The 13,121-nt window shown below is 66.9% G+C and carries 14 protein-coding genes; 6 read left to right on the forward strand and 8 right to left on the reverse strand.

From position 1 onward, the window contains the following. The 7 genes from AC3A35_RS09505 to AC3A35_RS09535 form a co-directional block, all read right to left on the reverse strand. On the reverse strand, positions 1-515 hold a 515-nt coding region (locus tag AC3A35_RS09505), incomplete at its 3' end, for a TRAP transporter large permease subunit (RefSeq protein WP_487435810.1). Beyond that, on the reverse strand, positions 512-1,036 hold the full coding sequence (locus AC3A35_RS09510; protein ID WP_487435811.1) for a TRAP transporter small permease: 525 nt from the start codon (positions 1,034-1,036) through the stop codon (positions 512-514). The genes AC3A35_RS09505 and AC3A35_RS09510, both read right to left, overlap by 4 nt. A gap of 75 nt (positions 1,037-1,111) precedes the next feature. Further along, entirely contained in the window at positions 1,112-2,131 is a 1,020-nt protein-coding gene (locus AC3A35_RS09515) for a TRAP transporter substrate-binding protein (RefSeq protein ID WP_487435812.1), read from the reverse strand. 53 nt (positions 2,132-2,184) lie between these two features. Beyond that, positions 2,185-2,835 carry a maleylacetoacetate isomerase gene (maiA, locus tag AC3A35_RS09520; RefSeq protein ID WP_487435813.1) on the reverse strand — a complete coding sequence of 217 codons (651 nt, stop codon included), beginning with the start codon at positions 2,833-2,835 and terminating at the stop codon, positions 2,185-2,187. 12 nt (positions 2,836-2,847) lie between these two features. Beyond that, positions 2,848-4,041, reverse strand: a complete 1,194-nt coding sequence (locus AC3A35_RS09525) for a 3-hydroxybenzoate 6-monooxygenase (RefSeq protein WP_487435814.1) — start codon at positions 4,039-4,041, stop codon at positions 2,848-2,850. Between the two features lie 143 nt (positions 4,042-4,184). Then, positions 4,185-4,892 carry a fumarylacetoacetate hydrolase family protein gene (locus tag AC3A35_RS09530; RefSeq protein WP_487435815.1) on the reverse strand — a complete coding sequence of 236 codons (708 nt, stop codon included), beginning with the start codon at positions 4,890-4,892 and terminating at the stop codon, positions 4,185-4,187. A 55-nt stretch (positions 4,893-4,947) separates the two neighbouring features. Beyond that, the gene (locus AC3A35_RS09535) at positions 4,948-5,988 is read right to left on the reverse strand and encodes a cupin domain-containing protein (RefSeq protein ID WP_487435816.1); all 1,041 of its coding nucleotides are present in this window, start codon (positions 5,986-5,988) and stop codon (positions 4,948-4,950) included. A gap of 173 nt (positions 5,989-6,161) precedes the next feature. Between AC3A35_RS09535 and AC3A35_RS09540 the strand changes: the two genes are divergently transcribed. The 4 genes from AC3A35_RS09540 to AC3A35_RS09555 all read left to right on the forward strand — a co-directional run bounded on the left by AC3A35_RS09540 (position 6,162) and on the right by AC3A35_RS09555 (position 10,357). Continuing rightward, positions 6,162-7,082, forward strand: a complete 921-nt coding sequence (locus AC3A35_RS09540) for a LysR family transcriptional regulator (protein ID WP_487435817.1) — start codon at positions 6,162-6,164, stop codon at positions 7,080-7,082. Between the two features lie 54 nt (positions 7,083-7,136). Further along, positions 7,137-7,775 carry a glutathione S-transferase gene (locus AC3A35_RS09545; protein ID WP_487435818.1) on the forward strand — a complete coding sequence of 213 codons (639 nt, stop codon included), beginning with the start codon at positions 7,137-7,139 and terminating at the stop codon, positions 7,773-7,775. Between the two features lie 133 nt (positions 7,776-7,908). Continuing rightward, entirely contained in the window at positions 7,909-8,868 is a 960-nt protein-coding gene (locus tag AC3A35_RS09550; RefSeq protein ID WP_487435819.1) for a DUF808 domain-containing protein, read from the forward strand. Between the two features lie 307 nt (positions 8,869-9,175). Next, positions 9,176-10,357 (forward strand): HPP family protein, encoded by a 1,182-nt coding sequence (locus AC3A35_RS09555; protein WP_487435820.1) that lies wholly within the window; start codon positions 9,176-9,178, stop codon positions 10,355-10,357. 19 nt (positions 10,358-10,376) lie between these two features. Here the strand turns inward: AC3A35_RS09555 and AC3A35_RS09560 are convergent, their stop codons facing one another. Further along, the gene (locus AC3A35_RS09560; RefSeq protein ID WP_487435821.1) at positions 10,377-10,853 is read right to left on the reverse strand and encodes an RrF2 family transcriptional regulator; all 477 of its coding nucleotides are present in this window, start codon (positions 10,851-10,853) and stop codon (positions 10,377-10,379) included. A gap of 130 nt (positions 10,854-10,983) precedes the next feature. Here AC3A35_RS09560 and ccoG point away from each other — a divergent pair, with 130 nt between their 5' ends. Continuing rightward, positions 10,984-12,390: a cytochrome c oxidase accessory protein CcoG gene (gene ccoG, locus AC3A35_RS09565; protein WP_487435822.1), complete on the forward strand. Its 1,407-nt coding sequence runs from the start codon at positions 10,984-10,986 to the stop codon at positions 12,388-12,390. Positions 12,391-12,468: 78 nt separating this feature from the next. Further along, positions 12,469-13,107 (forward strand): DUF2238 domain-containing protein, encoded by a 639-nt coding sequence (locus AC3A35_RS09570; protein ID WP_487435823.1) that lies wholly within the window; start codon positions 12,469-12,471, stop codon positions 13,105-13,107. The last annotated feature ends 14 nt before the right edge of the window (positions 13,108-13,121 follow it).

Below are 13,121 nucleotides of genomic sequence, written 5' to 3' on the forward strand. Positions count from 1 at the left end.
TTCTGCTCGGCCAGGATGGCGTAGATCACCAGCGGCACCGAGGGCGGGATCAGGATCCCCAGGGTGCCGCCGGCGGCCAGTGACCCGGTGGCGAGGCCGGGCTTGTACTGGTGGCGCTTCAATTCCGGCAGCACCACATGGCTCATCGTCGCCGCGGTGGCGAGCGAGGAGCCGCAGATCGCCCCGAACCCGGCGCACGAGGCCACCCCCGCCATCGCCATGCCGCCACGCCAGTGACCGATGAAGGCATTGCCGGCCTTGAACAGGGCCTTGGACAAGCCGCCATGGGTGGCGAACTGGCCCATCAGCAGGAAGAGCGGCACCACCGACAGGTCGTACAGCGAGAAGCGGCCATAGGGCGCGTTCTTCAGGTAGGCCATCAGCGGGTCCCAGCCCGAAATCCAGATGTAGCCGATGGAGCCGGTGAGGAACATGGCCACGCCGATCTGCACCCGCAGCGCGAGCATGGCCATCATGATGCCGCCCATCAGGAGGCCGATCGTGGTTCCGCTCATGCCGACACCTTCCCGCTCAGTTCGTCAAAGACCGTCAGCAGGGCCGTCATGCCCAGCAGCACAAAGGACGGCGCGACCGGGATGTAGCCCCACCACACCGGCAGCGCGATCACCATCGAGGTCTCGCCGTACTCGCGCATCTCGAGCATGCCGTCCCAGATCCGCCACGCGAGCAGAAAGGACGCGCCCGCGAGCAGCAGCGAGGCGATCGCGTCGAGCACGCGCTTGAGCGCGGGCGGTGCCCACAGGGTGAAGAAGTCGACGAACACGTGGCCGCGTTTGAGCTGGCAATAGGGCAGGCACATCGCGATCCCCATCGCCGACAGCATCTGCACCAGCTCGTAGTCGCCCGGCACCGGCAGGTTGAACAGCGCGCGGCCGATCACGCTGGTCACCGACATCAGCGCTTCGGCGAGGAAAAACACGCCGCCGAGGATGGCCAGCACGCTGCAGGCCCGTTCTATGCTGCGCCCGAAGTGTCCCTCTGCGGGGACGTAGGGGCGCTCGATTGCTTCCGCCATTTCGATTTTCTCTCTGTCTTGATGGAACAACGCCCCACCCCATAAGGGGGCAGGGCGCTGCCGGGGCAGGACCGCTCAGGGTGCTGCGGAGTACTTCTTGACCAGGGCGACGGCGTCGTCGTAGCGCTTCTGGCCGTCCGCGGTGTCCTTGATCCACTCTTCGGTGACCGGCCTGGCTGCGGCTTCCCAGCGCGCCATCTCGTCGGCCGGGATCGAGTAGATGGTGTTGCCGTTCTTCACCGTGGCCTCGCGCCCGACCGCGTCGGCGGCGACGTGCTGGGCGGCGACCCAGGCCGAGAATTCACGACCGCTGTTGTTGTCGATGACCTTCTTCAGCTCGGCCGGCAGGCTGTCGTACTTCTTCTGGTTCATCACGTAGATCATGGTCGCGGTGGTCATCGCGCGGGCGCTGCCAGATTCCGCGTGGAATTTGGTCAGCTCCTGGGTCTTGGTCGCGGGCACCACTTCCCACGGAATCAGCGCACCGTCGATGACGCCCTTGGACAGGCTCTCGGCCATCTGCGGCACCGGCATGCCGACCGCGGTGGCGCCGAGCGTGGTCAACAGCTTGTTGCCCAGGCGCGACGGGGCGCGCACCTTCATGCCCTTGATGTCTTCCAGCGTCCTGACCTGCTTGTCGCGGAAGTGGAGCACGTTCGGGCCATTGACCCAGGTGGCGAGCGGCTTGATGCCGGTGAATTCCTTGCTTGCGTGGGCCTGGACGTAATCCCACATCGCCCGTGCCGAGGCTTCGTGGGTGGTGGTCACGAAGGGCAGTTCGAACACTTCGGAAGCCGGGAAGCGGCCCGGGGTGTAGCCGGGCAGGGTCCACACCACGTCGGCGACGCCGTCACGCACCTGGTTGAGCAGTTGCGGCGGGGTGCCGCCCAGCTGCATCGCCGGGTAGATCTGGCACTTCAGCTTACCCTGCGATTCGGCGGTGATCTTGTCGCACCAGGGCACGATCACCTTGGCGTGCATCGGGGCGACCGGGGGCAGGAAGTGGGCGACCTTGATCACCACTTCCTGCGCGAAGGCGGCGGACGGAAGCAGCAGGGCGGCGGTCAGGGCGAGGGTGATTTTACGGATGTTCATGAGTGTCTCCTCTCGTGGATGGGGGTGTTTCTTCTAGGATTCGGGCTGCGGATTCAGCGCGCGGCGCCGGGAGCGTCGGGCTGGACCCCGGGCGCGGCACGGCGGAAGGCGTCGAGTTCGGCACAGGCACGGTCGATCGCGACGATGTTGGGCCAGCGCGCGAGGTCGATGTTGAAACGGCGTGCGCTCTCGACCTGCGGGATCAGATACACCTCGGCCAGACCGGGCGCGTTGCCGAAGCAGAAGGCGCCGCGCCGGGTGTCGGCGGCTAGCAGTGCCTCGAGGGCGTCGAAGCCGGCCTCGATCCAGGTCGCGCACCAGGCCAGCACCGCGTCCTCGTCCTGCCCCAGTTGCTTCCTGAGGTATTCGAGGATGCGGCGGTTGTTGATCGGATGGATGTCGCAGCCGACGATGGCCGCCATTGCCCGCACCCGGGCGCGGTCGTCGGGGTCGGACGGCAGCAGCGGCGGAGCGGGGTGGCGCTCCTCGAGCCACTCGATGATCGCCGGCGACTGGATCAGGGTCAGGTCGCCGTCGACCAGCGCCGGCACCAGCTGCTGCGGATTGAGCGCCTTGAAGGCCGCACCGAGGTGCTCCTCGGTGCGCAGGTCGACCGCGACGTAGTCGTAGTCGATGCCCTTCAGGTTGAGCGCGATCCGTAGCCGGTGCGAGGTGCCGCTGCGAAAGAAGTTGTAGAGCTGCATCGTCGGCGCGCCTCAGCCGCGGGCGAGGCAGTTGTCGACGTTCCAGCCGTACAGCCATTCCATCGCGTCGTAGAAGCGCTCGGCGCTGCGGCCCTTCCACAGCTCGTTGCGCACCAGGCGCTCGACGCCCTTGGCGTGGTAGATGCGGCCCATCTCGCGCGAGGACAGCACGATGCGCGCGGTGCGGGCGACGCGCGAGCGCTGGTAGAGGTCGAATGCCCTGGCGAAGTCGTTGTTGTTCACGCGCAGCGCTTCGCCCAGCGTGACCGCGTCTTCCAGCGCCATGCAGGCGCCCTGGGCCATGTACTGGGTGGTCGGGTGGGCGGCGTCGCCGAGCAGGGTGACGCGGCCGAAACTCCACTGCCCGATGGGTTCGCGATCGGCCGTGGCCCAGCGCTTCCAGCTCTTGGGCAGGTCGATCAGCTGGCGCGCCTTGGGGCAGATGCCCTGGAAGTAGCTCTGCACCTCTTCCGGGCTGCCCTCGGTGACGCCCCATTCCTCCTTGTTGCGGCTGTGGAAGGTCACCACCACGTTGTACTGCTCGCCGCCGCGCAGCGGGTAGTGCACCAGGTGGCAGTTGGGGCCGACCCAGATGCTGGCGGCGTTCCACTGCAGGTCTTCGGGGAAGTCCTTCTTGTCGATCACGGCGCGGTACACCACATGTCCGGTGACGCGCGGCGGGTCATTGACGAATTGCTGGCGCACCACCGACTTCACCCCGTCGGCGCCGATCAGCGCGAGGCCGCGGTGGGCGTTGCCGTGCTGGTCGTAGACGGTGACCCCGGCTTCGTCCTGCTCGATGCGCTCGACCCGGGTCGAGGTCAGGAACTCGACGCGGCCGGTCTCCTGCGCGCCTTCGAGCAGCGACAGGTGCACGTCCACGCGGTGGATCACCGCATAGGGGTTGCCGAAGCGCTTGATGAAGGCCTCGCCGGTCGGGATCTTGCCGACCTGGTATTCGTCGAGCGCGTCGTGCATCACCATGTCGTCGGTGTACACCGCGCGGGCGCGCGCCTTGTCGCCGACCCCGAGGGCGTCGAAGGCGTGAAAGGCGTTGGGGCCGAGCTGGATGCCGGCGCCGATCTCGCCGATCTCGGGCGCCTGTTCGAGCACCTTGACGGCGAATCCCTGGCGTACCATCGCCAGTGCTGCGGCGAGGCCGCCGATGCCGCCGCCGGCGACGATGATGGGAAGGTTCTGGGTCATGTCTGTCTCCTCGTATTGAGTGTGTTCTGGTGTGCCAGGGGCAAATCAGCGGGCAAAAAGCTGCCCGTCGCACCGGCGCGGGGCAGGTGCGCTGCAATCGTGGTCAGGGTATGCCCGCGCTCCCGTGGGGGCGGGGCGGCTGCTTACTCGGGCTGGCCGATGGTCAGGGCGATGTCACCCACGCCATCCACATGGCCGGTGATGCGGTCGCCCGGCTTCACCGCGCCGACGCCCTCGGGGGTGCCGGTGTAGATCAGGTCGCCGGGCAGGAGGTGGTAGAACTTCGACAGGTCGGCGATGATCTCGCGCACGTTCCAGATCAGCATCGACAGGTCGGAGGTCTGTTTGGTCTCGCCATTGACCTGGAGCTTGATCGCGCCCTGGTCGAGCACCTCCGATCCGGCGGGCACGATCTCGGTGCACACTGCGGACTTCTCGAAGTTCTTGCCCAGATCCCACGGCCGGCCCTGCTCGCGGGCAACCAGTTGCAGGTCGCGGCGGGTCATGTCGAGGCCGGCGGCGTAGCCGTAGATCAGTTCATGGGCGTCGGCTTCGGCGACGCGGAAACCGGGTTTGCCGATCGCGACCACCAGCTCCATCTCGAAGTGGTAATTGGAGGTGCCGGTCGGATAGGGCACGGTGGCACCGGATTCGACCAGGGTGGAGGCGTCCTTGAGGAAGTAGAACGGGCTCATCGTCGATTTGTCGACCGGGCGGCCCATCTCCACCGCGTGGGCGTGGTAGTTGCGGCCGACGCAGAAGATGCGCCGCACCGGCAGGCGCGCGGCGCTGCCGCGCACCGGCAGCGAATAGGTCGGGGCCGGGTTCCACAGATAGTTGGCTTGGGTCATTTCGTATCTCTCTGAAAGTGGGGGTGTGTTTGTCGTTGTCGCGGACGAGCCGGGTTCAGGCGCGCACTTCATAGACGCCGAGCTTCTTGTGCAGCGGGCTTTCGTCGGCGATGAAGACGAAGGCCGGCTCGCTCGCCGAGCCGTTCTTCAGCGTGACCGGGGTGTAGCCCGGGGCGCAGCAGGTGTCGGCCGCGCCGAGCCTGAACGCGGTGCCGTCGATGTCGACCTCGGCGCGACCTTCGATCAGGTGGAACACCATCGCCGGCGAGCGCACCGGCAGGCGCAGGGCTTCGCCCGGGCGCAGCATCAGGGCCGAGTAGCCGAGAATGTTCTGGCAGTCGGCACCGGTCTCCGGATTGACATAGGCGACCTGCACCGCTTCGGTCTGCGGCTGCGCTTCGGCCAGCGCCACCAGGGCGGCACGGGCTTCGGCCCACGGGTAACGCAGCATCGGGTAGTGGCGATCGCCGCCGCGGGCGAACATCGGCGAGGGCACCACCCCGCCGCGGGCATAGCTGCGCTCACCCCGGGTCGCGGTGACCTCCTGCTCCCTGCCTTCGGTGTGATAGGACGTCTCGGTGTAATACACCAGCGGCAGGTCGAGCACGTCGAGCCACACCACCGGCGCGCTGCCGTCGTGGCCGTGCTCGTGCCACAGCCCGGTCGGGGTCAGGATCAGGTCGCCGCGGCTCATCGGGCATTTCTCCCCGTCGACCGTGGTGTAGGCGCCTTCGCCTTCGACGATCATGCGCACCGCGTTGGGGGTGTGCTTGTGCGCCGGCGCCCATTCGCCCGGCAGCAGCAACTGCATGCCGAGGTAGATCGACGAGCTGGCCTGCATCTTTTCCAGACCGTGGCCGGGGTTGGCGAGCACCAGCACGCGGCGCTCGGCCTTCTCGATCGGGGTCAGTTCGCCCGCCTGCAGCAGCAGCGGGCGCACGGTTTCATATGCCCAGAAGGTGGGTCGGGTGCGCAGCGCCGGCTTGCCCGGCGGCAGCACCGCGCGCAGGCTGGGCCACAGCGGCACCAGGTTGTGGGCGGTGAGGGCCGCGCGATACTCCGCGGGCAGGTCTTCCATGCGACCGAGTTCCAGCATGTCTCGTACTCCTCCGTCATCGAACCGCCGCCTTCGGGAAAGTCCGGAAAATTTGATCCGGATCAGAGCGGTGGTTCTCGTGTTGTGATGGGACCACTGTATCGAGACCTCGACATTCGGTCCATGCAATGCTATCAATCCATTGCATTCAATATTCGAATAGAGGTGCCGGCATGAATACGCTGGATGTCCGTCTGCTGGCGGTGTTCGACGAGATCTACAAGACCCGCAGCGTGACCCGCGCGGCCGACGGGCTCGGGTTGGGGCAGCCGGCGGTGAGCATTGCGCTGGCGAAGCTGCGCGAGCATTTTGTCGATCCGCTGTTCGTGCGCACCTCGCAGGGCATGGAGCCGACTCCGCTCGCCGAGGGTCTGCTCCATCCGGTGCGCGAGGCGCTCGATGCGCTCGAGCGGGTGAGCGGACATCGCAACGTGTTCGATCCTGCGGCGTCCGATCGCACCTTCCGCATCTGCATGACCGACATCAGTCAGCTGGTGCTGCTGCCCGGCCTGTGGGAGCGGCTGCGGGTGGCGGCGCCGGGTATCCGTATCGAGATCGCGCCACTGTCGGCCGATACCGGGCGCATGCTGGAGGCGGGCGACGCCGATCTGGCGCTGGGCTTCATGCCGCAGCTCGAGGCCGGCTTCTACCAGCAGGCGCTGTTCCGCCAGAGCTATGTGTGCATGCTCAGTGCGGGGCATCCGCGGATCGGCGAGTCGATCACGCTGGCCCAGTTCGAGGCCGAGGACCATGCGGTGGTCAGTTCGTCGGGCACCGGCCACCTGATCGTGGATCGCGAGATCGCCCGCCAGGGCATCGCCCGGCGGATCGCATTGCGCATTCCGAACTTCCTCGGCGTGGCCTTCGTGATCGAGCACACCGACCTGCTGGTGACCATTCCTCGCCGGCTGGGCGAAGTGCTCGAGGGGCGGGGACATTTCCGTGTGCTGCCGGTGCCGTTTACCTTGCCTGCCTACGCGGTCAAGCAGCACTGGCACGAGCGCTATCACCACGATCCGGGCAATCGCTGGCTGCGCAGCGTGATCTCCGAGCTGCTGTCGGATGCCGGCGGCGCGTCGGCGGAGCTGCCGTGATCGATGCGAAGACGATACACTTCCGGGGTCACGGATGAACCCGGGAGAGAGGCTGTGCAGTTGATCGGAATGCTCGATTCGCCCTATGTACGCCGCGTTGCGGTGTCGCTCCAGCTGCTCGGCCTGCCGTTCGAGCATCGACCGCTGTCGGTGTTCCGCCACTTCGACGCCTTCCGCGCGATCAACCCGGTGGTGAAGGCGCCGTCGCTGGTGTGCGACGACGGCACGGTGTTGATGGATTCGACGCTGATCCTCGACTATGCCGAATGCCTGGCCGCGAGCAGCAGGTCGTTGATGCCGCATGCGCCCGGCGAGCGTATGCGGGCCCTGCACATGATCGGGCTTGCGCTGGCGGCATGCGAGAAGAGCGTGCAGCTGGTGTATGAAAAGGAGCTGCGCCCGGCCGACAAGCGCCACATGCCCTGGGTCGACCGGGTGGCCGGACAGTTGACGGCCGCTTTCGAGGCGCTGGAGGCTGCGCTAGGTGCGCGGTCGCTGCAGGTCGACAATGCGACGATCGATCAGGCCGGCATCACCACCGCGGTCGCGTGGTACTTTGCCCGCGCGATGGTGCCCGAGAACGTCGATGTCGCGGCCTTCCCGGCCTTGAACCGATTGTCGGAGCGGGCGGAGCAGCTTGCCGCGTTCCGGGCGGCGCCGCATGGACCGGGCAGCTGCCGGTTCGCCGCCTGACCTTGCCCGTTGCGAACGACCGCGGTGCGACCCGTTTTCCTTCCGCGTGAGTGTCCGGCGCCTGCGCCGCGGCTTCGCGCTTCACCGATACTCCGCTGCCGCCTCCGGCAGCCCTGACCCGAACGGATACCCAATGGCTGGAGCCAGTCTGCTTGCCCTGCTCGATGACATCGCGACCATCCTCGATGATGTCGCAGTGATGACCAAGGTCGCCGCCAAGAAGACCGCTGGGGTGCTCGGCGATGATCTTGCCCTGAACGCACAGCAGGTGTCGGGCGTGCGTGCGGAGCGCGAGCTGCCGGTGGTGTGGGCGGTCGCGGTGGGCTCGCTGAAGAACAAGTTGATCCTGGTGCCGGCGGCGCTGGCGATCAGCGCCTTCATCCCGTGGGCGGTGACGCCCTTGCTGATGCTGGGCGGGCTCTACCTGTGCTACGAGGGGGTCGAGAAACTGGCGCACCGGTTCCTGCATCCTGCCGGGGAGGACGCCGCGCATCATGCCGAGCAACTCGCCGCGGTGGCCGACGAAAGTATCGATCTCGCGGTGTTCGAGGCCGACAAGATCAAGGGCGCAATCCGCACCGACTTCGTGCTCTCTGCCGAGATCATCGTGATCGCACTCGGCACCGTTGCCGACAAGGCCTTCGGCACCCAGCTGGCGGTGCTGTCGGCGATCGGACTGGTGATGACGGTCGGGGTCTATGGCCTGGTGGCCGGCATCGTCAAGATGGACGACGTGGGGCAGCACCTGCTGGACAAGGCGAATGCCTTCGGCCGTGCGATCGGGCGCGGCCTGTTGCTGACCGCGCCACGCCTGATGAAGGCGCTGACCGTGATCGGCACCGCGGCCATGTTCATGGTCGGCGGCGGCATCCTGACCCACGGCATTCCGGTGGTGCACCACGGCATCGAGCAGGTGGCCGGCGTGGCCGGAGCGGTGGCGGGGGTCGGGGGCGTGTTCGGCGTGCTGACCCCGTTGGTGCTCGACGTGGTGGTCGGCATCATCGGCGGGGCCCTGACCCTGCTGGCGGTGACGCTGTTCGGCCGGGTGCGCTCGATGTTCGGCCGGACGCAGAAGGCGTCGGGGAAGGCTTGAACGGTCCGACCAAGTGCCGATGGGACGAAGCGGCTTCCGGCTACCGGGCACAAGCCGCCACCTGCGGGGCGGTGGCAGCGGCACGACCGCTGCGGCTTGACCGCGGTCATTCCGTCCTGCCCCGTCCTCGAGTCCAATCACGGACGTTCGTCCCTTGCCGGCGTCGGCGACGGTACGGCCCGGATGGACGAATCGGAATACATTTCCATGTGAGGATGCTGCTCGCCATGCATGTTTGTTGCGTCGTTCGCGGTTGCCCTTCGCCGGCGGGGGAATCGTTGCCCGCCCGCCGGGGCGCATTGCCGTGATGGAGGGGCTGCGAAGCCGGATTTCATGGCTGCGGAAGGGGCTGAGCGCTTATCTCCCGGATCAGCACCATGTCAGTGGCAGCGAGCGCGTGCGGGCGGCATTCGGCGCCTTGCTCGGCATCCTCGTCACCGCCATGCTGGGACGGCTTCTTGTAGACGATGCCGTGTTGCCCTGGGTCATTGCGCCGATGGGCGCCTCCGCGGTGCTGCTGTTCGCGGTACCGGCGAGTCCGCTCGCCCAGCCGTGGGCCATGCTCGGTGGGAACCTGGTGGCGGCGGTGATCGGTGTGACCTGCGCGCGCGGGTTTCCGGACCCGATGATGGCCGCGGCGGTGGCGGTCTCGGCTGCGATCGGCCTGATGTTCCTGCTGCGCTGCATTCACCCGCCAGCCGGGGCGGTGGCGCTGACCGCGGTGGTCGGCGGGCCGGCGATCGAGGGCCTGGGCTACGGTTTCGTGATCTATCCGGTGCTGGTGAACTCGGCCTGCCTGCTGGTGCTGGCGGTGATCTACAACCGTGCCACCGGACGCCCGTACCCGCATCGGAAAGCGGTGATTGCCGCCGCAGAGCCGGCCGGTATCACGCCGCCGGCGATCAGCGGGCTGGCCGCAGAGGATCTGGACGCCGTGCTCGACGAGTACAACCAGGTGCTCGATATCAGTCGCGAGGATCTGCGTGACCTTTTCCTGCGTGCCGAGGCCCACGCCTACCGGCGCCGTTTCGGCACCGTGCGCTGCGACGAGGTGATGACGCGCGGGGTGGTTGCGGTCGAGTTCGGGACCTTGCTCGAAGAGGCCTGGGCCCTGATGCGCCGACACCAGATCAAGGCCTTGCCGGTGGTGGATCGGGCGCGGCGGGTGGTGGGCATCCTGACCCGTGCCGACTTCATGCGCCGTGCCGATCTCGACGGCTATCGCGGGTTCGACGTGCAGCTGCGCCGCTTCATCCGGCGCAGCGGGAGCACCCACAGCGACAAGGCAGAAGTCGTCGGCCAGATCATGAGCACGCCGGCGCAAACGGCGACCGAATCCACCCCGGTCGTTGAACTGATCGCCCTGCTCGGCGGCGCGGGCCACAGCCATATTCCGATCGTGGACGAGGAGGGGAGGTTGAGCGGAATCGTCACCCCGCGCGACCTGATCGCCGAGCTTTATCAGGGGCAACTGGCAGCACTGGCGTGAGCCGCGCGCTGGCGGCCGATCAGGCCTCGCCGGCGACCGGCGGGGGAGCATGCCGGACGCCGGCCCTGACCATTTCGACGAACGCGACGCCGTCGCCTGCCGGACTCAGAATGTCGGCCAGGGTGTAGCTGTCGAGCACGCGGAACATGGCGCCCAGGGCCTCGCCGAGGATGGGCTTGAGCCGGCATTCGGGCTCGATGTGGCAGCCCGAGCCATGAACGAAACACTCCACCAGCAGGAAGTCGGTTTCGGTCTGGCGCAGGACCTCGCCCAGCGAGATCTGGCCGGGCTCGCGTGCCAGGCGCATGCCGCCGCCCTTGCCCCTCAGGGTGGTGATATAGCCGGCCCGGCCGAGTTGATGCACGACCTTGGTCAGGTGGTTCTCCGAGATGCCGTGCAGGCGGGCGATCTCGCCGATTGTGGTGACGCGGTCGGCGTGGGCGCCGACGTGCATCAGGACGCGGAGTGAATAGTCGGAGAAGGCACTGAGGCGCATGGCATGGTCATAAGGTGTAGCGACGATGTTGATTATGGACCGTGACGCTGTTAGGCTGAAGAGGTATCGAAAATATATCTTAAACCGGCCAACGAGACCGGTCTCCGCCACCCCCATCGGCCACCCCGCAATGCACGAACCGCGCAGCTCCCAACGGATCATCCCGATCCAGCCCCTGTTTGCCTCCGATCCCAAGGTCTATCCCCGTTCGGTCAGCGGCCTGTTCCAGCGCTGGCGCTGGGTGTTCGCCTGGCTGACCCAGATCGTGTTCTACGGCCTGTGCTGGCTGCCGTGGAACGGGCGGCAGGCGGTGCTGTTCGATCTCGACGCGCGCCGCTTCTATGTCTTCGATTTCGTGCTGTGGCCGCAGGACATCATCTATCTGGCGGTCCTGCTGGTGCTGTCGGCGCTGGCCCTGTTCCTCATCACCACCGTGGTCGGCCGGGTGTGGTGTGGCTACACCTGTCCGCAGACGGTCTATACCGAACTCTTCCTGTGGATCGAGCAACGCATCGAGGGCGACCGTCCGCGGCGGATCAAGCTCGATGCCGCGCCGTGGTCCGCACGCAAGCTCGGGTTGAAGACCGCCAAGCACGCGGCGTGGCTGGTCGTGGCGCTGTGGACCGGGTTCACCTTCGTCGGCTATTTCACCCCGATCCGGGAGCTGGCTGCCGCCACCATGAGCCTGTCGCTCAGTGGCTGGGAAACCTTCTGGGTGCTGTTCTATGGTGCGGCCACCTACGGCAACGCCGGCTTCATGCGCGAGCAGATGTGCAAGTACATCTGCCCCTACGCGCAGTTCCAGTTCGTGATGTTCGACCCGGATACGCTGATCGTGGCCTACGATGAGGCGCGCGGCGAGGCGCGCGGCGGCCGCTCGAAGAAGGCGGTACCCGCCGAACAGGGTCTGGGTGACTGCATCGACTGCAGCATCTGCGTGCAGGTCTGTCCCACCGGCATCGACATCCGCGACGGCCTGCAGCTCGAGTGCATCGGCTGTGCAGCCTGTATCGATGCGTGCGATCAGGTCATGGACAAGATGGACTATCCGCGCGGCTTGATTCGCTATTCGACCGAGAATGCGTTGAAGAACAAGTCATCGCGGTCGACGATCATCAGCCGCGCCCTGCGTCCGCGGGTGCTGATCTACTCGGCGGTGTTCTTCGCGATGCTCGTGGCCACGGTGTGGTCGCTCGCCATCCGGGTGCCGCTCAAGGTGGATATCGAGCGTGATCGTGCCGCGCTCGCAACCGAGACCAGCGAAGGGTCGATCGAGAATGCGTTCCGGCTGCAGCTGATCAATGCCAGCGAGCAGCCGCGCACCTTCGTCGTCACCGTGGATGGCGTGGACGGCATCCACCTGGCCGAGCCCCTCGTGCTCGCAGTGCCGGCGGCTGCGTCCGCTTCCGCGACCGCACAGGTTCGGGTGGAGCCGGGCGCGCTGCGTGGCGGTTCGCACCCGATCCGGTTCACGGTGGCCGATAGCGTCGATCCGCAAGTCGCGGTGACCGAAGAGGCTAGGTTCTGGATGCCCTGATTTGGCATCATGTCGCCTTGGCGAAGGCCGCCAGCCACGACGGCGGACCGGCTTACCGTTCAGTAGCGAGGCGAATCGATGGAGTGGATGGAAAAGGGGCGCTGGCCCCGCGAGCCGATCCTGCTGGGGGCGGTGGGACTGACCGTGGTGCTGCTGGCGCTGTCCGGCATCCAGCCTTACGACCGTGCGACCTGGCTGATGGAGGTTGCACCGGTGCTGATCGCCTTGCCGGTGCTGATGCTCACCTATCGCCGCCATCCGCTCACCTCGCTGATTTACGGCCTGATCCTGGTGCATGCCGTGATCCTGATCGCAGGCGGGACCTATACCTATGCACGGGTGCCGGTCGGCTTCTGGCTGCAGGAGGTGCTCGCGACCGAGCGCAATCCCTACGACAAGATCGGTCACTTCGCGCAGGGACTGGTGCCGGCGCTGCTCGCACGCGAGATCCTGCTCGGCGATGCGTACGTGACCGGGCGGCGGATGGCGGGCTTTCTGTCGATCTGCGTGGCGATGGCGATCAGCGCGTGGTACGAGCTGATCGAATGGTGGGCGGCATTGGTGATGGGGCAGGGGGCCGACGAATTCCTCGGCACCCAGGGCGACGAGTGGGATACCCAGTCGGACATGTTTCTGGCCTTTCTCGGTGCGCTGGTGGCGGTAATGCTGCTGTCGCGGGTGCACGATCGACAGCTCGCGCGACTCCGGTCGAAGTGATCGAGCCACCGTTC

Source organism: Azoarcus sp. Soil_N_20 (assembly GCF_057656155.1).